This is a genomic window from Burkholderia lata, from assembly GCF_902499025.1.
GTDB lineage: Bacteria > Pseudomonadota > Gammaproteobacteria > Burkholderiales > Burkholderiaceae > Burkholderia > Burkholderia lata_C.
In genome coordinates this window covers 115,529-135,233 of record NZ_CABVPW010000013.1, presented here as the reverse complement: position 1 = coordinate 135,233, position 19,705 = coordinate 115,529, and the positions used below count along the sequence as shown (strand labels likewise).

Genomic DNA, 19,705 nt, shown 5'->3' with positions numbered 1-19,705 from the left:
GCTCACGATGCGACGGCCGGATCGTCGGCGAGCGACTTGCCGCGCGTTTCCGGCAGCACGAGCGCGGCGACGATCACGAGCAGGTAGCCGCCGCCAGCGACGAGGCCGATCGCCTTCACGAGCGACATCGACTGCGACAGCGCACCGACGAGGATCGGGAAGAACGAGCCGAGCCCGCGCCCGAGGTTGTAGCAGAAGCCCTGGCCCGAGCCGCGGATCGCGCCCGGATACAGCTCCGACAGATAAGCGCCGACACCCGCGAAGATCCCCTGCACGACGATGCCGAGCGGGAAGCCGAGCAGCAGCATCGCGGTGTCGGTGATCGGCAGCATCGTGTACGCCATGCCGAGCGAGAACGAGCCGATCGCGAACAGGATGAACGACGCGCGGCGGCCGAGCCGGTCGGACAGGATCGCGCCGACCACGTAGCCGACGAACGAGCCGACGATCAGCACGACGAGATAGCCGCTCGTGTTGAACACCGACAGGTGGCGGACGGTCTTCAGGTAGGTGGGCAGCCACGTCGTGATCGCGTAGTAGCCGCCGAGCATCCCGGTGCACAGTGCGCTGCCGAACAGCGTCGCGCGCAGGTGCGGCGGCGAGAAGATCTCGAGGAAGTGGCCCGACACGCGGCCTTCGTCGCGCGCGCGGCGGGTGGCCGTGTAGATGTCGGGATCGCTGACGTTGCGGCGGATGTACAGGATCCACAGCGCGGGCAGGATGCCGATCCAGAAGCAGGCGCGCCACGCGACCTGCTCGGGCAGCAGTGCGAAGAACGCCCAGTAGAGGATCGCGGCCGCGCCCCAGCCGAACGACCAGCTGCTCTGCACGGTGCCGACCGCCTTCCCGCGATGCTCGGGCGAACGGATCGTCTCGGCCATCATGATCGTCACGACCGACCATTCGCCGCCGAAGCCGAAGCCCTGCAACGTGCGCGTCGCGAGCAGCTGCCAGAACGAATGGGTGAAGCCGGACAGGCAGGTGAACAGCGCGAACGTCGCGATCGTCCACTGCAGCACGCGCACGCGACCGTAACGGTCGGCGAGGATCCCGGCGACCCAGCCGCCGAGCGCCGACGAGATCAGCGAACTCGTCGCGATCATCCCGGCCTCGCTCTTCGTCATGCCCCAGGTGGCGATCAGCGTCGGAATCAGGAACGAATAGATCATGAAGTCGAACGCATCGACCGCGTAGCCGCCGAATCCGGCGTACAGCGTCCTGCGCTCGCGCGTCGACAATTCGTTGAACCACTGGAATGCCTGCATGCTTGCCGCCCCCTCTTTTGTCTCGTCTCGCGCTGCCGGATGGCGGCTATTTTACGGGCGGGATGCGGGGTGCCAAAAAGGCGAGTGCAGGTGCGTGGCGGCGCGGCGAGCGGTGAGGGCGGTGGGCGTGCGTTCGGGGAAGGCGCGATGGCCGATCGCGCTTGGGCGCCATGCGGGCCCTGGCGACGGCGATGATCCACGCGCCAGCGGGGCGCGCAGGCGCTTGCTTCAGAGCGTCAGGCCGCCGTCGACATGAACGACCTGGCCGGTGATCTGTCGCGCGGCGTCCGACAGCAGGAACGCGATCAGCGCGGCGACGTCGTCGGGTTCGGCGATCCGGCCGAGCGGTGTCGCCTGTTCGGCCTGCGTCCACACGGCGGCGTTGCCGGCGCTGGGCCCGTGGTCCTTGCGCGTGAAGCCCGGCGCGACCGCATTGACGGTGATGCCGCGCGCGGCGAATTCGGCGGCGGCGGAGCGCACCAGCGATTCGAGCGCGGCCTTCGCAGCGGCGGTGGCCGCGAACGGTGAGTCTGCGCGGTAGCGGTGCGCGACGAACGAACTGACCGCGACGATCCGCGGCGCGGCCGACGCTTCGAGCAGCGGCTGCGCGCGGCCCGCGAGCGCCGAGAACGCGCCGGGCATCGCCGCGAAGGCGGACGCGAGCGCGTCCGCGGCAAGACCGGAAAAGGATTGCCGCGCGGCGAAGCCGGCGTTGGCGACGAGATGATCGAGCCCGCCGAAGCGCGTGGCGGTTGCATCGACGAGCGACGCGGCGACGCGTGGCTCGCCGAGATCGCCGGTGAGCGTGACGCACTCCGCGCCGGAAGCCGTGCACGCGCGGGCGACGTCGGCGAGCCGGGCGCGCGCCGCGTCGTCCGCGCCGCGCGCGTGCAGCGCCAATGCGATGCCGGGTGCCGCGAGCCGCCGCGCGAGCGCCGCGCCGATCCCCGAACCGGCGCCGGTGATCAGCGCGATGCGTGCGATGTGCGCGGCGCGTGCGCTCAAGCCGCGACCTTGTCGCTGTCGCTCACGCGCTCGACGTTGATCGTGCCGACGTGGAACGCGGCCAGCGACTCGCGGTGCGCGATGCTGACGATCGCGGCCTTCGGCAGCCGTTCGGCGAACAGGTGATAGAGGCGTGCCTCGTTGTCGGCGTCGAGCGCGCTCGTCGCTTCGTCGAGGAACAGGAAGTCGGGCTTGTGCAGCAGCACGCGTGCGCCGGCCAGGCGTTGCTGCTCGCCGGGCGACAGCACGCGGGTCCAGTGCGCGGTCTCGTCGAGGCGCTCGACGTAATCCGCGAGGCGGCATGCGCGCAGCGCGTCGCGGCAGGCTTCGTCGCTGAACGCGTCGGCCGTCGCCGGATACGTGAGCGCGGCCTTCAGCGTGCCGATCGGCAGGTAGCTCGTTTGCGGCACGAACATCATCCGCGCACCGACCGGCGCATCGATCGCGCCGTCGCCGAACGGCCACAGGCCCGCGAGCGCACGCATGAACGTGCTCTTGCCGGAACCCGACTTGCCGATCACGAGCCAGCGCGAGCCGGGCTCGATCGTGACGCTGCCGATGTTCGCGAGCGCGTTGCCGTTCGGCAGCGCGAGCTTGAGCGACGACGTCGACAGCGTCGCGTCGTCGACGTAGTGCAGGTTGATGCCGCCGTGCTCGGTCGCGGGCGACAGGCTTTCCTTCAGGTGCGACGTGCCCATCACGCGCTTGAATTCGCGCAGACGGTTGACGGTGGCGCGCCACTCGACCAGGGTCGAGTAACTGTTGATGAACCACGAGAACGAATCGCTGACGGTGCCGAACGCGGACGAGATCTGCATCAGCACGCCGAACGAGAACGCACCCGCGAAATAGCGCGGCGCGGCGACGACGAGCGGGAAGATGATCGCGATCTGCCCGTAGAAGCTCAGCACGAACGTGAGCCGCTTCGTGTACTTCATCACGCGCCACCAGTTGTCGCGGATGCGCATGAAGAGGTTCTGCGCGTTGCCGGTCTCGGTCTTCTCGCCGTCGTAGAACGCGATCTGCTCGGCGTTCTCGCGCACGCGGATCAGGCCGAAGCGGAAGTCGGCCTCGACGCGCTGCTGCTGGTAGTTGATCGACACGAGCGGATGGCCGACCTTCTGGATGATCAGCGAGCCGACCACCGCGTACAGCGCGGCCGCCCACACCATGTAGCCGGGAATCGCGATCGGCGTCGCGCCGAGCGTGAACGTCAGCGCGCCAGCGAGCGACCACAGGATCGTGATGAACGACACGAGCGTGACGACCGTCGACAGCAGGTCGAGCGACAGCGCGAGCGTGGTCGTCGCGAACGACTGGAGATCGTCGGTGATCCGCTGGTCGGGGTTGTCGGCGAGGCGGTCACGTTCGATCCGGTAGAACGCGCGATCGCCGAGCCACTGGCCGAGAAAGCGGTCGGTGAGCCACTGGCGCCAGCGGAAGCCGAGCATCTGCCGCAGGTAGCGGCCGTACACGGCGAGGATGATGAAAGCGAACGCGAGCGCGGAGAACTGCATCAGCAGGTTCGGGAAGTCGTGGACGTCCTTCGACTGCAGCGCGTTGTAGAACTCCGCGTTCCACTTGTTCAGCCGGACGTTGATCCAGACCACGCAGAGGTTGATCGCGATGATCGTGACCAGCAGGCCCCATGCGATTTTCCATTCGGACGATACCCAGTAGGGCTTGATGAGGCTCCATGCGGATACCGGGCGCTCGTCCTGCGGCGCGTCGGAGGCGGAGCGGACGGGATCGATCGATTGGGTCATGTGCTTCCTGATGAGTAGCCGGCGCGCGGGCCGGGCGAAGCCGGGCGCGCGCCGCGATACGGCATGCCGGGACGCGGCGCCGACTGACGGCGGGCGTCCGGATGGTCGCCCGCGCGTCTTAAACGGCACTTAAGGCCGGCGGTGACGCGGCAACCGGCCGCTCGCGCGGCCGGCCTGCGGGCATTGTGCCAGAGCGGCGCGGCACGACGGCGAATTTGCCGCAAGGGGGACAGTTTGCGGCGCTTTCCGCTTTTATGGTCTAATGGCCGACGACGAAACAGGGGTGCTTCGTGGCGCGGCCGGCAGATGTTCCGGGCAGCGCGATGAGGCTGAGAAAAACCCTTTGCACCCGATCCGGGTAATACCGGCGAGGGAAGTTTCTGAACCCGCCGGGTCGCGCTGGCTGCCATCCCACATGGTCAGCGCCCTTGTCCCGCCCGGCCGGCCTTTGCTGCCGGTTTCGTCCTTTTGGGTACGCGCTTTGCGCGTTACGGAAGGAATGATGACCGCACAATCTTCAGTCTTTTGCATGGTTCCCGGCCCGATGTCGCGTGCGTTCGCATGCGGCGGCGCGTGCACGTCGACGTTCGTCGTGCGTGCTCGCGCGGAGGGCGCACGATGAACGTCCGTGACTCCCGACCCGATTTCGCGGTGCTCGGCGGCGGCCTCGTCGGCCGCCTGATCGCATGGCGGCTCGCAGGCGACGGGCATCGCGTCGCGCTTTACGAGCGCGGCGGCCCGGACGGCGAGCAGTCGGCCGCGTGGATCGCGGCCGCGATGCTCGCGCCGCTCGCGGAAGCGGCGAGCGCGGAGCTGCTGATCACCGAGCTTGGCGCCGCGTCGCTCGCGCGCTGGCCGCAGTGGCTCGCGGAACTGCCCGAACCCGTCTTCTTCCAGCATCACGGCACGCTCGTCGTCTGGCATCACGCGGACCGCGCGGAGGCGCCGCTGTTCGAGCGGCGCGTGCGCGCGAACGCGCCGGCCGACCTGTTCGACCACGGTTTCGTGACGCTCGCCGGCGCGCAGGTCGACGCGGCCGAGCCGGTGCTCGCGGGCCGCTTCGCGCGCGGCCTGCTGCTGCCGAACGAAGGCCAGCTCGACAATCGCCAGGCGCTGCGCGCGCTCGCGGCGGGCCTCGTCGAACGCGGCGTCGACCTGCACTGGCACGTCACGATCGACGATGCGAACCTGCCCGCCGCGCATTTCACGATCGATTGCCGCGGGCTCGGCGCGAAACCCGCGCTGCCCGCGTTGCGCGGCATCCGCGGCGAAGTCGCGCGCGTGCGTGCGCCCGGCATCGGGCTTACCCGGCCCGTGCGGCTGCTGCATCCGCGCTATCCGTTGTACATCGCGCCGAAGCAGGACGATCTCTATGTGATCGGCGCGACCGAGGTGGAGGGCGAGGACATGTCGCCCGTCAGCGTGCGTTCCGCGCTCGAATTGCTGAGCGCGGCGTTCTCCGTGCATCCGGCGTTCGGCGAGGCGCGCATCCTCGAACTCAATGCGCAGTGCCGGCCGACGCTGCCCGATCATCGCCCGGCGGTGATCTGGGACGGCGCGTCGACGCTCGCCGTCAACGGCCTGTACCGGCACGGCTTCATGATCGCGCCGGAAGTGGCGCACGCGGCGGTCGCGGTCGCCGAAGCCGCGCTGGGCGGCGCGTTCGGCGATGCCGACGCGTTCGCCGCGTGGCGCGACGCCGCGCGCTGGCCGACGCTCCTTCATCACCGCAACGACACGCGCCAGCCGGCCTGACGCGCGCTGCCGACCGAATTCGACGAAGCCTCATGGATATCCAGATCAATCAACAGACCCTGACGTTGCCCGACGGCGCAACGGTCGCCGACGCGCTCGCCGCGTACGGCGCGCGTCCGCCGTACGCAGTCGCGCTGAACGGCAACTTCGTCGCGCGCACGCAGCACGCGGCGCGCGCACTCGCGGCGGGCGACAAGCTCGACGTCGTGCACCCGGTCGCGGGCGGCTGAGCGCCGCCGGTTCGTCCCCGCTCTTTCAGGAAAACGACATGACGTCCCTCACCTCCGCCGACGCGTTGACGCTGTACGGCGAAACCTTCGCAAGCCGCGTGCTGATCGGCACGTCGCGCTATCCGTCGCTGCAGTCGCTGTCCGATTCGATCGCCGCGTCGCGGCCGGGGATGGTGACGGTCGCGCTGCGCCGCCAGATGACGGGCGGCACGGCCGAAGCCGGCTTCTTCGACCTGCTCAAGCGCCACGCGGTGCCGCTGCTGCCGAACACGGCCGGCTGCCAGACCGTGGCCGAAGCCGTGACGACCGCACACATGGCGCGCGAGGTCTTCGGCACCGACTGGATCAAGCTCGAACTGATCGGCGATGACTACACGCTGCAGCCCGACCCGGTCGGCCTGATCGAAGCGGCTGCGCAACTGGTCAAGGACGGTTTCAAGGTGCTGCCGTACTGCACCGAGGATCTGGTGATCGGCCGGCGCCTGCTCGATGTCGGCTGCGAGGCGTTGATGCCGTGGGGCGCGCCGATCGGCACCGGCAAGGGCGTCGTGAACCCGTACGGCCTGCGCGTGCTGCGCGAGCGGCTGCCCGACGTGCCGCTGATCGTCGACGCGGGGCTCGGCGTGCCGTCGCACGCATGCCAGGTAATGGAGTGGGGCTTCGACGGCGTGTTGCTGAACACCGCCGTGTCGCAGGCCACGCACCCCGAGATCATGGCGCGCGCATTTGCGCAGGGCGTCGAGGCCGGCCGTGCCGCGTATCTTGCCGGCCCGATGGACGCGCGCGAGACCGCGCATGCGAGCACGCCGGTCGTCGGGATGCCGTTCTGGCACCAGGACGGGGGCGGCGCATGAGCGCGCGTTTCGCCGATGCATTCTGGCCGCCGGCCGACGAACTGGCCGAAGCGGCCGAGCGGATTCGCGCGCGGCTCGGCGACTGGCCGGGTAGCGCGGCGCCGTGGCGGCTCTGCGTCGCGGTGCCCGACACGCCTGTCGACGGCGACGTGCTGATCGTTTCGGCGGGCGATCGCGCCGCGCAGGCGCGCGCATCGGCCGCGTCGCGGCCCGCGGCGGCGGGCGCGGTCGCGATCGAATTCGACGAGCAGGGCGCGGTGCTGCACACGGCAGGTGCCCGCTACGCACTCGACGCCGCGCATCCGCTCGGGGACGACTGGATCGCCGCGCTCGCCGCGTTCCTCGATTGCGGCTTTGCGCCGGTCGATGCGCTGGTGCTGGCGCTGGCCTGGCGCGACGGCGACGAAACGCACGCCGCCGATGCGTGGCCGGTCGACGCCGCGCGGTTCCCGCGTGTCGCCGGGCTGCCGGCCGCGCCCGAGCCTGCGTTCGCGCCGTGCCCCGCGCAACTCGGCCTTTATCCGGTCGTGCCGGACGCCGAATGGGTCGAGCGCGTGCTCGACTGCGGCGTGCGGACCGTGCAACTGCGTGTGAAAGGTGCGACGCCGGACGCGTTGCGGCGGGAAATCGCCCGCGCGGTCGCGGCCGGGCGCCGCTATCCCGATGCGCGCGTGTTCATCAACGATCACTGGCAGATCGCTGCAGAAGAAGGGGCGTACGGCGTTCATCTGGGCCAGGAAGACCTCGAAACGGCCGATCTGGCCGCGATCGCGCGCGCGGGCCTGCGGCTCGGACTTTCGAGCCACGGTTATTACGAAATGTTGCGGGCGCTGCACGAGCGCCCGAGCTACCTCGCGCTCGGCCCGGTGTACGCGACCGCGACCAAGGCTGTTGCCGCACCGCCGCAGGGTCTCGCGCGAATCAGCCGCTATGCGCGCTTCGCGGGCGCGCGGGCGCCGCTCGTGGCGATCGGCGGGGTGGGGCTCGATGCGCTGCCGGCCGTGCTGGCAACGGGCGTCGGCAGCGTCGCGGTGGTCAGTGCGGTGACGGGTGCGGCCGATTATCGGACTGCGCTTATTGCACTGCAGCAATGTTTTCCCGGACAATTTGACAATCATTGACCGCAGGGCCCGGAACGGCGTCACGACATCATTCCAATGCAGGCCCTATAATTCGGCGTTCTGCGTAAAAGGATTGTCCGCTCCGTGAGCCCCACTCCTACCGACACACTGCTGGAACTCCGCGACGTCGACTTTGGCTACGGCGACCGCCTCGTCCTGTCGAACCTGAACCTGCGCTTCGGGCGCGGGCAGGTTGTTGCGGTCATGGGCGGATCGGGTTGCGGCAAGACGACCGTGCTGCGCCTGATCGGCGGCCTCGTGCGTGCGCGCCGCGGCCAGGTGCTGTTCGACGGCGCCGATGTCGGCGCGCAAACGCGCGACGGCCTGTACGCGCTGCGCCGCAAGATGGGCATGCTGTTCCAGTTCGGCGCGTTGTTCACCGACATGTCGGTGTTCGAGAACGTCGCGTTCGCGCTGCGCGAGCATACCGACCTGCCCGAAGACCTGATCCGCGACCTCGTGCTGATGAAGCTCAACGCGGTCGGGTTGCGCGGCGCGCGCGACCTGATGCCGTCCGAGGTGTCGGGCGGGATGGCGCGCCGCATTGCGCTGGCACGCGCGATCGCGCTCGATCCGCAGCTCATCATGTACGACGAGCCGTTCGCGGGCCTCGATCCGATCTCGCTCGGCATCACCGCGAACCTGATCCGCACGCTGAACCAGGCGCTGGGCGCCACGTCGATCCTCGTCACGCACGACGTGCCGGAATCGTTCGCGATCGCCGACTACGTGTATTTCCTGGCCAACGGCGGTGTGCTCGCACAGGGCACGCCCGACGAGCTGCGCGCCTCGACCGATCCGAGCGTGCGGCAGTTCATCGACGGCGCGCCGGACGGCCCGTTCAAATTTCATTACACGAGCCCGCCGCTCGCAGCGGATTTCGGGCTCGGCGGAGGGCGCGCATGATCAGCGCGATCGGACGTTACGTCATCGGCGGCCTCGAGCGCGCGGGCTACGGCACGCGGCTGTTCGTGCGCCTCGTGCTGGAATTCTTCCCGCTGCTGCGCCGGCCGCGGCTGGTCACGAAGCAGATCCACTTCCTCGGCAATTATTCGTTCGTGATCATTGCCGTGTCCGGGCTGTTCGTCGGCTTCGTGCTCGGTCTGCAGGGGTATTACACGCTGAACCGCTATGGTTCCGAGCAGGCGCTCGGGCTGCTGGTCGCGCTGTCGCTCGTGCGCGAGCTGGGGCCGGTCGTCACCGCGCTGCTGTTCGCGGGCCGCGCGGGCACGTCGCTCACGGCCGAGATCGGTCTGATGAAAGCCGGCGAGCAGCTCACCGCGCTCGAGATGATGGCGGTGGACCCGATCAAGAACGTGATCGCCCCGCGCATGTGGGCGGGGATCATCGCGATGCCGCTGCTCGCCGCGATCTTCAGCGCGGTCGGCGTGCTCGGCGGTTATATCGTCGGCGTCGTGCTGATCGGCGTCGATCCGGGCGCGTTCTGGTCGCAGATGCAGGGCGGCGTGCAGGTCTGGGCCGACGTCGGCAACGGCGTGCTGAAGAGCATCGTGTTCGGGTTCGCCGTGACCTTCATTGCGCTGTATCAGGGGTATGAAGCGAAGCCCACGCCCGAGGGCGTGTCGCGCGCGACCACCAAGACGGTCGTGTTCGCGTCGCTCGCCGTACTCGGCCTCGATTTCCTGCTGACCGCGCTGATGTTCAGCTAAGCCTCAGCCAAGCCAAATTTTGGGATGACGATGAAAAAGACTGCTCTCGACTTCTGGGTCGGCCTGTTCGTGGTGGTGGGCTTCCTTGCGGTGCTGTTCCTGGCACTGAAGGTCGGCAACATGAGCTCGCTGTCGTTTCAGCCGACCTATTCGGTGAAGATGAAATTCGACAATATCGGCGGGCTGAAGCCGCGCGCGGCCGTGAAGAGTGCGGGCGTCGTGGTCGGCCGCGTGAAGACGATCGGCTTCGACACGAATACGTACCAGGCACTTGTCACGATCGACGTCGACGGCCAGTATCAGTTCCCGAAGGATTCGTCGGCGAAGATCCTGACGTCGGGCCTGCTCGGCGAGCAATATATCGGCCTGGATCCGGGCGGTGACACCGAAATGCTGAAGACGGGCGATACGATCACGATGACGCAATCGGCGATCGTGCTCGAGAACCTGATCGGCCAGTTCCTGTACAGCAAGGCCGCCGATGCGGGCGGTGCGAAGCCGGCAGCCGGTGCGCCGGCCGCGCCCGCACCGGTGGCGGTGCCGGCGTCGGCGGTGTCCGCTGCTTCCGGTTCGGCGGCTCAATAACCACACGAGAGAAAACAAGAGGGTAATGACCATGCAGACGATCCGCATCAGGCACGCCGCGCTGGCGGTAGCGGCAGTCGCCGCGTTGAGCGGCTGCGCGACCGTGCAGACGCCGACCAAGGGCGATCCGCTCGAAGGCTTCAACCGGTCGATGTACAAGTTCAACGACACGGTCGACACCTATGCGCTGAAGCCGGTCGCGAAGGGCTACCAGTACGTGGTGCCGCAGCCGGTGCGCGACAGCGTGACGAACTTCTTCTCGAACATCGGCGACGTCTACATCGCAGCGAACAACATCGTGCAGCTGCGGATCGCGGACGGCGTCGGCGACATCATGCGCGTCGTGATCAACACGGTATTCGGCGTCGGCGGCCTGTTCGACGTCGCGACGATCGCGAAGCTGCCGAAGCACACGGCCGACTTCGGGATCACGATGGGCCGCTACGGCGTGCCGTCGGGCCCGTATCTCGTGCTGCCGCTGCTCGGCCCGAGCACGTTGCGCGACACGGCCGGCCTGGGCGTCGACTACGTCGGCAACCCGCTTACCTATGTGAAGCCGGATGGCCTGAGCTGGGGCCTGTTCGGCGTCAACCTCGTGAACACGCGTTCGAACCTGCTCGGCGCGGGCGACGTGCTGGATGCCGCGGCGCTCGACAAGTATTCGTTCGTGCGCAACGCGTACCTGCAGCGGCGCCAGATGCTGATCAGCAACGCGCGCGGCGAGGCGGCCGCGACGTCGAGCAACGACGCGCTGCCGAAGTACGACCTGCCGGACGACGGCGCGGCACCGGCGGCAGCCGGTACGGCGGGCGCGGCGGCGGTGGGCGGTGCGACGGCGCCGGCAGGTGCATCGGGCGCGGCGGTGGCCGCACCGGCTTCGGGCACGGCCGAATCGCCGAACCCGGCGAGCGAAACGAACGTTCCGGCAATGCAGGTGGCGCCGCCGTCGCCGGGCGGGTTCCGCTTCCCGAGCATCCGGCTGCACTGACGGATTTACATTCGTTACAGCCGGAAACGATTCAGTCGGTAGCGTGCGCGAACTTGCGCGTAAGCTACCTGCTCCAACCTCCGCATCGACTCATATGCAGGTCACCATGATGAAAAAACTGTTCCTGATCCCCGTTTTCGCGGCGCTGTTCTCGTTCGGCAGCGCGGCTCACGCGCAAGTCGACCAGTCGAACCCGCAAGCGCTGATCAAGACCGCGACGCAGCAGGTGCTCGACGAAGTCAAGGCGCAGACGATCAAGCAGGGCGATACCAACCGCATCATCACGATCGTCAACAAGGACATCCTGCCGTACACCGATTTCCGCCGCACCACGCAGCTCGCGATGGGCCGCAACTGGCGCACCGCGACGGCCGAACAGCAGCAGCAGGTCCAGGAGCAGTTCAAGCTGCTGCTGATCCGCACGTATTCGGGCGCGCTGGCGCAGCTGAAGCCGGACCAGCAGATCCAGTACCCGCCGTTCCGCGCCGATCCGGCCGATACCGATGTCGTGGTCAAGACGGTCGCGATGAACAACGGCCAGCCGGTCCAGATCGACTATCGCCTGTACAAGTCGGCGAACGGCTGGAAGGTGTATGACCTGAACGTGCTCGGCGCATGGCTGATCCAGACGTACCAGCAGCAGTTCAACGAGAAGATCCAGCAAAGCGGCGTGGACGGCCTGATCCAGTTCCTCACGCAGCGCAACCAGCAACTTGCCGCCGGCAAGCAAGCGTCGTGAGTGGCTTCGAAGCCGGCTCCTCGCTGACCGTCGCGAGCGCGAAGTCCGCGCTCGCGGACGGTCTTGTGCGCATCGGCGCGGGCGCCACCGCCGTCGATTGCGCGGCGCTGACGCAGTTCGACTCGTCCGCGCTCGCCGTGCTGCTCGCATGGCAACGTGCCGCCAAAGCGCGCGGTGCGACCCTCGACATCCTCAATCTCCCCCCGAAGCTCGCCAGCCTCGCGCGCGCCTACGGCGTCGACGCGCTCATCGAAGGCACCGGGCGACATTGACGCTGCCCGACCGGAGCCTGCCGCGCCGCCCGGCGCGCGCAAGCTTCAGGCCGCGTGCCTCCGGCACCGGCTCCACCAGCCGGTTTGCCCTATAATCAAGCGTTTTGCGGGGCAGCCAATCGGCGTCCGGCCCCCATTTTCATTCGCAGCAAGCACAGAATAGGCGTCGCGGCCCTGGCGTCGCGCACAGTCATGTCAGCCATAGAAATCCGTCACGTCAAGAAGCGCTACAAGTCGCTTCAGGCGCTCAAGGGCGTCAGCCTGTCGGTCGAGGAAGGCGAGTTTTTCGGTCTGCTCGGCCCCAACGGCGCAGGCAAGACCACGCTCATCAGTATCCTCGCCGGGCTAGCCCGGGCCGACGAAGGCAGTATCTCGGTGCGCGGTCACGACGTCGTCAAGGACTTCCGTGGCGCGCGTCGTGCACTCGGCGTCGTGCCGCAGGAGCTCGTGTTCGATCCGTTCTTCACCGTCCGCGAGACGCTGCGGATCCAGTCCGGCTATTTCGGGCTGCGCCGCAACGACGACTGGATCGACGAAGTGATGGCCAATCTCGACCTCACCGAGAAGGCCGACGCGAACATGCGCGCGCTGTCGGGCGGGATGAAGCGCCGCGTGCTGGTCGCGCAGGCGCTCGTGCACCGGCCGCCCGTGATCGTGCTCGACGAACCGACCGCCGGCGTCGACGTCGAATTGCGCCAGACGCTGTGGAAATTCATCTCGCGCCTGAACCGCGAAGGCCACACGATCGTGCTGACCACCCATTACCTCGAGGAAGCCGAGTCGCTGTGCGACCGCATCGCGATGCTGCGGCGTGGCGAAGTGGTTGCGCTCGACCGCACCGACGCGCTGCTGCGTCGCTTCGCCGGGCTGCAGCTCTACCTGCGCCTCGCGACCGGCGCGCTGCCGTCCGAGCTGCGCGGGCTGGAGTCCGACCCGGCCGCCCGCGCGCCGGGCGAGCACCTGCTGCGCCTGACGAGCTACGACGATGTCGAGCGGATCCTCGCGCAATGCCGCGCGGCGGGCTGCACGTTCGACGAGATCGAGGTCCGCAAGGCTGACCTCGAGGATGTGTTCGTCCAGGTGATGAACGGGGCAGACGTCATCGAGGGATTGGCATGAGCGGGTTTCAAACGCTGTTCTACAAGGAACTGCTGCGTTTCTGGAAGGTGTCGTTCCAGACGGTGTGCGCACCGATCGTCACGGCGCTGCTGTATTTGACGATCTTCGGCCACGCGCTGTCGGGCCGTGTCGAGGTCTATCCGGGTGTCGAGTACGTGAGCTTTCTCGTACCGGGCCTCGTGATGATGAGCGTGCTGCAGAACGCGTTCGCGAACAGCTCGTCGTCGCTGATCCAGTCGAAGATCACCGGCAATCTGGTGTTCATGCTGCTGCCGCCGCTGTCGTACCGCGACATCTTCGGCGCGTACGTGCTCGCGTCCGTGGTGCGCGGCCTCGCGGTCGGCACGGGCGTGTTCGTCGTGACGATCTGGTTTATCCCGATGCATTTCGCGGCGCCGCTGTTCATCATTGCGTTCGCGCTGCTCGGCTCGGCGATCCTCGGCACGCTCGGCCTGATCGCCGGGATCTGGGCCGAGAAGTTCGACCAGCTCGCCGCGTTCCAGAATTTCCTGATCATGCCGCTGACGTTCCTGTCCGGCGTGTTCTATTCGACGCACTCGCTGCCGCCCGTGTGGCGCGAGATCTCGCGTCTCAATCCGTTTTTCTACATGATCGACGGCTTCCGTTTCGGGTTCTTCGGCGCGTCCGACATCAACCCGTTCGAGAGCCTCGCGATCGTCACCGGTTTCTTCGTGCTGCTCGCGCTGATCGCGATGCGGCTGCTCGCGACCGGCTACAAACTGCGTCATTGATATCGACAGGCAGCGGCCGCCATCCGGGCGGCGCGCGCCGACAGGAGCCTTACACCATGTTGCCGACTCCCGAACAGGTCAAGCAATACATCGCCGGCGGTCTCGCCTGTACTCATCTGGAAGTCGAAGGCGACGGCCAGCATTTCTTCGCGACGATCGTGTCGGCGGCCTTCGAAGGCAAGCGGCCGATCCAGCGGCACCAGCTGGTCTATGCGGCGCTCGGCGATCGCATGAAACAGGAAATTCACGCGCTCAGCATGAAGACGCTGACGCCCGCCGAATGGCAGAACGCATAATCGGAAATCACTGAGTGCAAGTCACCGTCAACGAGCGCGACGCCGTCCAGAGCGTCGCCACGGCACACCCGGCCGCCAACGGGGAAGCGCATGGCCATGGGATGGACAAGCTCGTGATCGAAGGCGGCCACCGCCTGTCGGGCGAGATCGTCGTGTCGGGCGCGAAGAATGCCGCGCTGCCGATCCTGTGCGCGGGGCTGCTCACCGCCGATCCGGTCGACCTCGACAACGTGCCGAATCTCAAGGACGTGCGTACCACGCTGAAGGTGCTGAACCAGATGGGCGTGAAGAGCGAGACCGACGGTAGCCGCGTGCAGCTCGACGCGTCGCACGTCGACAATCTCGTCGCGCCGTACGAACTCGTGAAGACGATGCGCGCGTCGATCCTCGTGCTCGGGCCGCTGCTCGCGCGCTTCGGTGAGGCGAAGGTGTCGCTGCCGGGCGGCTGCGCGATCGGCGCGCGTCCGGTCGACCAGCACATCAAGGGCCTGCAGGCGATGGGCGCCGAGATCAGCATCGAGCACGGCTTCATCGAAGCCCGCGCGAAGCGCCTGAAGGGCGCACGCATCGTGACGGACATGATCACGGTGACGGGCACGGAAAACCTGCTGATGGCCGCGACGCTCGCCGACGGCGAGACGGTGATCGAAAACGCCGCGCGCGAGCCGGAAGTGAGCGATCTCGCCCACTTGCTGGTCGCGATGGGCGCGAAAATCGACGGCATCGGAACCGATCGCCTCGTGATCCAGGGCGTCGAGCGGCTGCACGGCGCGCGCCATTCGGTGATCCCCGACCGCATCGAGGCCGGCACGTTCCTGTGCGCGGTCGCGGCGGCCGGCGGCGATGTGATGCTGACGGGCGTGCGCCCGCACATCCTCGACGCGGTGATCGACAAGCTGCGCGAAGCCGGCGTGTCGATCGAGGAAGGCGACAGCTGGCTGCGCGTGAAGATGGATCGCCGCCCGTCGGCGGTCACGATCCGCACGTCGGAATACCCGGCGTTCCCGACCGACATGCAGGCGCAGTTCATGGCGCTCAATACGGTCGCGACGGGCACCGCGCAGGTCGTCGAAACCATTTTCGAGAACCGTTTCATGCACGTGCAGGAGCTGAACCGGCTCGGCGCGAACATCACGATCGACGGCAACACCGCGCTCGTGACGGGGGTCGAGAAGCTGTCGGGCGCGAACGTGATGGCGACCGACCTGCGTGCGTCGGCAAGCCTCGTGATCGCCGGGCTGCGCGCCGACGGCGAGACGCTCGTCGACCGCATCTATCACCTGGACCGCGGCTACGACCGCATGGAAGCCAAACTGACCGCCGTCGGCGCGAACGTGCGCCGCCTTTCCGGGAGCCAAGCATGACTGCGCCGCTGACCCTCGCCCTGTCGAAGGGCCGGATTTTCGAGGAAACCCTGCCGTTGCTGGCCGCGGCCGGCGTACAGGTCACCGAGGATCCGGAAACGTCGCGCAAGCTGATCCTGCCGACGACGAACCCCGACCTGCGCGTGATCATCGTGCGCGCGAGCGACGTGCCGACCTACGTCGAATACGGCGCGGCCGATTTCGGCGTGGCCGGCAAGGACGTGCTGGTGGAGCACGGCGGCTCGGGCCTGTACCAGCCGATCGATCTCAACATTGCGCGCTGCCGGATGTCGGTGGCCGTGTCGGCCGGTTTCGACTATGCGAGCGCCGTGCGCCAGGGCGCGCGGCTGCGCGTCGCGACGAAGTACGTCGAAACGGCACGCGAACACTTTGCCGCGAAGGGCGTGCACGTCGACCTGATCAAGCTGTACGGCTCGATGGAGCTTGCGCCGCTGGTCGGGCTGGCCGACGCGATCGTCGACCTCGTCAGCTCGGGCGGCACGCTGAAGGCGAACAATCTGGTCGAGGTCGAGGAGATCATGGCGATCTCGTCGCGCCTCGTCGTGAACCAGGCTGCGCTGAAGTTGAAGCGCACGGCGCTCAAGCCGATCCTCGACGCGTTCGAACGCGCGTCGCAGAATGGCGGTTGAGCGCATCACCGTAACGGAACTCCCATGTCCATCACCATCCGCAAGCTCGATTCGACGAGCGAAGGCTTCGGCGCCGAGCTGCGCGCGCTGCTCGCATTCGAGGCGAGCGAAGACGCGGCGATCGAGCAATCGGTCGCGCAGATCCTCGCCGACGTGAAGTCGCGCGGCGACGCCGCGGTGCTCGAGTACACGAACCGCTTCGACCGGCTGAGCGCGAACAGCGTCGCCGCGCTGGAGCTGCCGCAGGACGCGCTGCAGACGGCGCTCGACGGCCTCGCGCCGAAGGCGCGCGCGGCGCTGGAAGCCGCCGCGGCGCGGGTGCGCGCGTACCACGAGAAGCAGAAGATCGAGTGCGGCACGCATAGCTGGCAATACACGGAAGCTGACGGCACGGTGCTCGGCCAGAAGATCACGCCGCTCGACCGCGTCGGCCTGTACGTGCCGGGCGGCAAGGCCGCGTATCCGTCGTCGGTGTTGATGAACGCGATTCCCGCACGCGTTGCGGGCGTCGGCGAGATCGTGATGGTCGTGCCGACGCCGGACGGCGTGAAGAACGACCTCGTGCTTGCCGCGGCGCTGCTCGGCGGCGTCGATCGCGTGTTCACGATCGGCGGTGCGCAGGCGGTCGGCGCGCTCGCGTACGGCACGGCGACGGTGCCGGCCGTCGACAAGATCTGCGGCCCCGGCAATGCATACGTCGCGTCGGCGAAGCGCCGCGTGTTCGGCACGGTCGGCATCGACATGATCGCCGGGCCGTCGGAAATCCTCGTGCTGTGCGACGGCACGACCGATCCGAACTGGGTTGCGATGGACCTGTTCTCGCAGGCCGAGCATGACGAGCTCGCGCAGTCGATCCTGCTGTGCCCGGACGGTGCGTTCCTCGAGCGCGTCGAAAAGGCGATCGACGAGCTGCTGCCGTCGATGTCGCGCCAGGACGTGATCCGCGCGTCGCTCGAAGGCCGCGGCGCGCTGATCAAGGTGCGCGACATGGCCGAGGCCTGCCGCATCGCGAACGACATCGCGCCCGAGCACCTGGAAATTTCCGCGCTGGAGCCGCAGCAATGGGGCAAGCAGATCCGCCATGCGGGCGCGATCTTCCTCGGCCGCTACACGAGCGAGAGCCTCGGCGACTACTGCGCGGGCCCGAACCACGTGCTGCCGACGTCGCGCACCGCGCGCTTCTCGTCGCCGCTCGGCGTGTACGACTTCATCAAGCGCTCGAGCGTGATCGAGGTCAGCGCGGAAGGCGCGCAGACGCTCGGCGAGATCGCCTCCGAGCTCGCGTACGGCGAGGGGCTGCAGGCGCACGCGAAGAGCGCCGAGTTCCGGATGAAGCACTGACCGCGCGCCGCGCGGGGCCGCGGCTGGCGCCGATGCGCCGCCCGGCTCGCCCCTGAAGGCAGAGGGGCTGGAGACACACCTGTGCAGGGCGGCAGCCGCCGCCCTGCCGACCCATTGACGCCGGCGCGACGTACGCCGGCTTGAGACCATGACGACGCCACAAGACATCATCCGCCGCGACGTGCTCGCGATGACGAGCTACCCGGTGCCGGACGCGAGCGGGTTCGTGAAACTCGACGCGATGGAGAACCCGTACCCGCTGCCCGAAGCGCTCGCCGCGGCGCTCGGCGAGCGTCTCGCGCAGGTCGCGCTGAACCGCTATCCGGCCCCGCGCCCGGCCGCGCTGCTCGACAAGCTGCGCCACGCGATGGGCGTGCCGGCCGGCTGCGACGTGCTGCTCGGCAACGGCTCGGACGAAATCATCAGCATGATGTCGGTGGCGTGCGCGAAGCCGGGCGCAAAGGTGCTCGCGCCGGTGCCGGGCTTCGTGATGTACGAACTGTCCGCGAAGCTCGCGCAGCTCGAATTCGTCGGCGTGCCGCTGAAGGCCGACCTGACGCTCGACGTCGACGCGATGCTCGCGGCGATCGCCGAGCATCGTCCGGCGCTCGTCTATCTCGCGTACCCGAACAACCCGACCGGCACGCTGTATGACGATGCCGACATCGAACGGATCGTCGCGGCCGCGCGGCACAGCCTGATCGTGATCGACGAGGCATACCAGCCGTTCGCCGTTCGCTCGTGGCTGCCGCGCGCCGCCGAGTTCGACAACGTCGTCGTGATGCGCACGGTGTCGAAGCTCGGGCTCGCGGGCATCCGCCTCGGCTATCTCGTCGGTTCGCCCGCGTGGCTGACCGAATTCGACAAGGTGCGCCCGCCGTACAACATCAACGTGCTGACCCAGGCGACCGCCGATTTCCTGCTCGACCACCTCGACGTGCTCGACGCGCAGGCGGCCGATCTGCGTGCGGAACGCACGCGCCTCGCGCAGGCCGTGGCCGCGCTGCCGGGCGCGACGGTGTTTCCGAGCGCCGGCAATTTCCTGCTGGTGCGCGTGCCGGATGCGGCTGCCGTGTTCGACGCGCTGCTTACCGAGCGGGTTTTGATCAAAAACGTGAGTAAAATGCATCCGTTGCTGGCTGAATGCGTGCGGCTGACCGTCGGTTCTCCCGACGAAAACGCGCGCCTGCTGGCCGCTTTGAAACTCGCGCTGCCCGGTTGAGCCTCCTGGCGCCGCAGCGCGAAACGATCAATCCCCATTTACATCGACTCAGTCAAGGAATTGCCATGCGTGTGGCGGAAGTCGTTCGCAATACCAGCGAAACGCAGATCCGTGTGAAGCTCAATCTCGACGGCACGGGCCAGCAGAAGCTGGCTACCGGCGTGCCGTTCCTCGACCATATGCTCGACCAGATCGCTCGACACGGTCTGGTCGATCTCGAGGTTGAAGCGCATGGCGATACGCATATCGACGATCACCACACGGTCGAGGATGTCGGCATCACGCTCGGGCAGGCCGTCGCGAAGGCGATCGGCGACCGCAAGGGCATCCGCCGCTATGGCCATTCGTACGTGCCGCTCGACGAGGCGCTGTCGCGCGTCGTGATCGACTTCTCGGGCCGGCCGGGCCTCGAATTCCACGTGCCGTTCACGCGGGCGCGGATCGGCACGTTCGACGTCGACCTGTCGATCGAATTCTTCCGCGGTTTCGTGAACCACGCGGGCGTCACGCTGCACATCGACAACCTGCGCGGGATCAACGCGCACCATCAGCTCGAAACCGTGTTCAAGGCCTTCGGCCGCGCGCTGCGCGCGGCGGTGGAGCTGGACGAGCGTGCGGCGGGGCAGATCCCGTCGACGAAGGGCAGCCTCTGAACCTGAACTGACCGGACGGAGCGTCAAGGACAACCTCACGGCTTCGGCGCACGGCGCC

Annotated in this window: 21 protein-coding genes and 1 riboswitch; of the genes, 18 read left to right on the top strand and 3 right to left on the bottom strand. The window is 68.0% G+C overall.

What is annotated here, in order from left to right; genetic code table 11:
* Positions 1–2: 2 nt before the first annotated feature.
* The 3 genes from BDI24065_RS15430 to BDI24065_RS15420 form a co-directional block, all read right to left on the bottom strand.
* Positions 3–1,265 (bottom strand): MFS transporter, encoded by a 1,263-nt coding sequence (locus tag BDI24065_RS15430; protein ID WP_175032010.1) that lies wholly within the window; start codon positions 1,263–1,265, stop codon positions 3–5.
* Positions 1,266–1,493: 228 nt separating this feature from the next.
* A complete protein-coding gene (locus BDI24065_RS15425) occupies positions 1,494–2,270 on the bottom strand; it encodes an SDR family oxidoreductase (protein WP_175032009.1) in 777 nt (258 codons plus the stop codon).
* Positions 2,267–4,036 carry an ABC transporter ATP-binding protein/permease gene (locus BDI24065_RS15420; protein ID WP_175032008.1) on the bottom strand — a complete coding sequence of 590 codons (1,770 nt, stop codon included), beginning with the start codon at positions 4,034–4,036 and terminating at the stop codon, positions 2,267–2,269. Before BDI24065_RS15420 ends, BDI24065_RS15425 begins: the two co-directional genes overlap by 4 nt.
* 269 nt (positions 4,037–4,305) lie before the next feature.
* A riboswitch (TPP riboswitch) is annotated at positions 4,306–4,429 on the top strand.
* 225 nt (positions 4,430–4,654) lie between these two features.
* Here BDI24065_RS15420 and BDI24065_RS15415 point away from each other — a divergent pair.
* The 18 genes from BDI24065_RS15415 (at position 4,655) to hisB (ending at position 19,647) form a co-directional block, all read left to right on the top strand.
* Positions 4,655–5,791 carry an FAD-dependent oxidoreductase gene (locus BDI24065_RS15415; RefSeq protein WP_175032007.1) on the top strand — a complete coding sequence of 379 codons (1,137 nt, stop codon included), beginning with the start codon at positions 4,655–4,657 and terminating at the stop codon, positions 5,789–5,791.
* 32 nt (positions 5,792–5,823) lie between these two features.
* Entirely contained in the window at positions 5,824–6,021 is a 198-nt protein-coding gene (gene thiS / locus BDI24065_RS15410) for a sulfur carrier protein ThiS (protein ID WP_027783340.1), read from the top strand.
* 38 nt (positions 6,022–6,059) lie between these two features.
* The gene (locus BDI24065_RS15405; RefSeq protein ID WP_011350714.1) at positions 6,060–6,875 is read left to right on the top strand and encodes a thiazole synthase; all 816 of its coding nucleotides are present in this window, start codon (positions 6,060–6,062) and stop codon (positions 6,873–6,875) included.
* A complete protein-coding gene (gene thiE / locus BDI24065_RS15400; RefSeq protein ID WP_175032006.1) occupies positions 6,872–7,996 on the top strand; it encodes a thiamine phosphate synthase in 1,125 nt (374 codons plus the stop codon). Before BDI24065_RS15405 ends, thiE begins: the two co-directional genes overlap by 4 nt.
* Positions 7,997–8,080: 84 nt before the next feature.
* Positions 8,081–8,902 (top strand): ABC transporter ATP-binding protein, encoded by an 822-nt coding sequence (locus BDI24065_RS15395; protein WP_128847766.1) that lies wholly within the window; start codon positions 8,081–8,083, stop codon positions 8,900–8,902.
* The gene (mlaE, locus tag BDI24065_RS15390) at positions 8,899–9,666 is read left to right on the top strand and encodes a lipid asymmetry maintenance ABC transporter permease subunit MlaE (protein WP_175032005.1); all 768 of its coding nucleotides are present in this window, start codon (positions 8,899–8,901) and stop codon (positions 9,664–9,666) included. The genes BDI24065_RS15395 and mlaE overlap by 4 nt, the downstream gene beginning before the upstream one ends.
* Before the next feature lie 24 nt (positions 9,667–9,690).
* Positions 9,691–10,251 carry an outer membrane lipid asymmetry maintenance protein MlaD gene (gene mlaD / locus BDI24065_RS15385; RefSeq protein WP_041492723.1) on the top strand — a complete coding sequence of 187 codons (561 nt, stop codon included), beginning with the start codon at positions 9,691–9,693 and terminating at the stop codon, positions 10,249–10,251.
* Positions 10,252–10,282: 31 nt separating this feature from the next.
* Entirely contained in the window at positions 10,283–11,239 is a 957-nt protein-coding gene (locus BDI24065_RS15380) for an MlaA family lipoprotein (protein WP_175032039.1), read from the top strand.
* Positions 11,240–11,348: 109 nt separating this feature from the next.
* Positions 11,349–11,978 (top strand): MlaC/ttg2D family ABC transporter substrate-binding protein, encoded by a 630-nt coding sequence (locus BDI24065_RS15375; protein ID WP_175014750.1) that lies wholly within the window; start codon positions 11,349–11,351, stop codon positions 11,976–11,978.
* Positions 11,975–12,250: an STAS domain-containing protein gene (locus BDI24065_RS15370; RefSeq protein WP_043191779.1), complete on the top strand. Its 276-nt coding sequence runs from the start codon at positions 11,975–11,977 to the stop codon at positions 12,248–12,250. Before BDI24065_RS15375 ends, BDI24065_RS15370 begins: the two co-directional genes overlap by 4 nt.
* A 192-nt stretch (positions 12,251–12,442) precedes the next feature.
* Positions 12,443–13,369, top strand: coding sequence for an ABC transporter ATP-binding protein (locus BDI24065_RS15365; protein WP_011350722.1), 927 nt, complete (start codon positions 12,443–12,445; stop codon positions 13,367–13,369).
* Complete coding sequence (locus tag BDI24065_RS15360) at positions 13,366–14,121, top strand: ABC transporter permease (RefSeq protein WP_175032004.1); 756 nt, start codon at positions 13,366–13,368, stop codon at positions 14,119–14,121. Before BDI24065_RS15365 ends, BDI24065_RS15360 begins: the two co-directional genes overlap by 4 nt.
* A 56-nt stretch (positions 14,122–14,177) precedes the next feature.
* On the top strand, positions 14,178–14,417 hold the full coding sequence (locus BDI24065_RS15355; RefSeq protein ID WP_006477131.1) for a BolA family protein: 240 nt from the start codon (positions 14,178–14,180) through the stop codon (positions 14,415–14,417).
* Positions 14,418–14,431: 14 nt separating this feature from the next.
* On the top strand, positions 14,432–15,781 hold the full coding sequence (murA, locus tag BDI24065_RS15350) for a UDP-N-acetylglucosamine 1-carboxyvinyltransferase (RefSeq protein WP_175032003.1): 1,350 nt from the start codon (positions 14,432–14,434) through the stop codon (positions 15,779–15,781).
* Positions 15,778–16,431 carry an ATP phosphoribosyltransferase gene (gene hisG / locus BDI24065_RS15345; RefSeq protein WP_011350725.1) on the top strand — a complete coding sequence of 218 codons (654 nt, stop codon included), beginning with the start codon at positions 15,778–15,780 and terminating at the stop codon, positions 16,429–16,431. Before murA ends, hisG begins: the two co-directional genes overlap by 4 nt.
* A gap of 24 nt (positions 16,432–16,455) precedes the next feature.
* Positions 16,456–17,772 carry a histidinol dehydrogenase gene (gene hisD / locus BDI24065_RS15340; protein ID WP_175032002.1) on the top strand — a complete coding sequence of 439 codons (1,317 nt, stop codon included), beginning with the start codon at positions 16,456–16,458 and terminating at the stop codon, positions 17,770–17,772.
* Between the two features lie 148 nt (positions 17,773–17,920).
* Complete coding sequence (hisC, locus tag BDI24065_RS15335; protein ID WP_175032001.1) at positions 17,921–18,994, top strand: histidinol-phosphate transaminase; 1,074 nt, start codon at positions 17,921–17,923, stop codon at positions 18,992–18,994.
* A 65-nt stretch (positions 18,995–19,059) separates the two neighbouring features.
* On the top strand, positions 19,060–19,647 hold the full coding sequence (hisB, locus tag BDI24065_RS15330) for an imidazoleglycerol-phosphate dehydratase HisB (RefSeq protein ID WP_011350728.1): 588 nt from the start codon (positions 19,060–19,062) through the stop codon (positions 19,645–19,647).
* Positions 19,648–19,705: the final 58 nt, after the last annotated feature.

Bases quoted from the DNA above. Each gene is read 5' to 3' on its own strand.
- BDI24065_RS15360 (WP_175032004.1), top strand. From the start codon at position 13,366: ATGAGCGGGTTTCAAACGCTGTTCTACAAGGAACTGCTGCGTTTCTGG.
- thiE (WP_175032006.1), top strand. From the start codon at position 6,872: ATGAGCGCGCGTTTCGCCGATGCATTCTGGCCGCCGGCCGACGAACTG.
- hisB (WP_011350728.1), top strand. From the start codon at position 19,060: ATGCGTGTGGCGGAAGTCGTTCGCAATACCAGCGAAACGCAGATCCGT.
- mlaE (WP_175032005.1), top strand. From the start codon at position 8,899: ATGATCAGCGCGATCGGACGTTACGTCATCGGCGGCCTCGAGCGCGCG.
- BDI24065_RS15420 (WP_175032008.1), bottom strand. From the start codon at position 4,036: ATGACCCAATCGATCGATCCCGTCCGCTCCGCCTCCGACGCGCCGCAG.
- hisD (WP_175032002.1), top strand. From the start codon at position 16,456: ATGTCCATCACCATCCGCAAGCTCGATTCGACGAGCGAAGGCTTCGGC.
- BDI24065_RS15415 (WP_175032007.1), top strand. From the start codon at position 4,655: ATGAACGTCCGTGACTCCCGACCCGATTTCGCGGTGCTCGGCGGCGGC.
- mlaD (WP_041492723.1), top strand. From the start codon at position 9,691: ATGACGATGAAAAAGACTGCTCTCGACTTCTGGGTCGGCCTGTTCGTG.
- BDI24065_RS15375 (WP_175014750.1), top strand. From the start codon at position 11,349: ATGAAAAAACTGTTCCTGATCCCCGTTTTCGCGGCGCTGTTCTCGTTC.
- BDI24065_RS15380 (WP_175032039.1), top strand. From the start codon at position 10,283: ATGCAGACGATCCGCATCAGGCACGCCGCGCTGGCGGTAGCGGCAGTC.
- thiS (WP_027783340.1), top strand. From the start codon at position 5,824: ATGGATATCCAGATCAATCAACAGACCCTGACGTTGCCCGACGGCGCA.
- BDI24065_RS15405 (WP_011350714.1), top strand. From the start codon at position 6,060: ATGACGTCCCTCACCTCCGCCGACGCGTTGACGCTGTACGGCGAAACC.
- BDI24065_RS15430 (WP_175032010.1), bottom strand. From the start codon at position 1,265: ATGCAGGCATTCCAGTGGTTCAACGAATTGTCGACGCGCGAGCGCAGG.
- BDI24065_RS15355 (WP_006477131.1), top strand. From the start codon at position 14,178: ATGTTGCCGACTCCCGAACAGGTCAAGCAATACATCGCCGGCGGTCTC.
- BDI24065_RS15365 (WP_011350722.1), top strand. From the start codon at position 12,443: ATGTCAGCCATAGAAATCCGTCACGTCAAGAAGCGCTACAAGTCGCTT.
- hisC (WP_175032001.1), top strand. From the start codon at position 17,921: ATGACGACGCCACAAGACATCATCCGCCGCGACGTGCTCGCGATGACG.
- hisG (WP_011350725.1), top strand. From the start codon at position 15,778: ATGACTGCGCCGCTGACCCTCGCCCTGTCGAAGGGCCGGATTTTCGAG.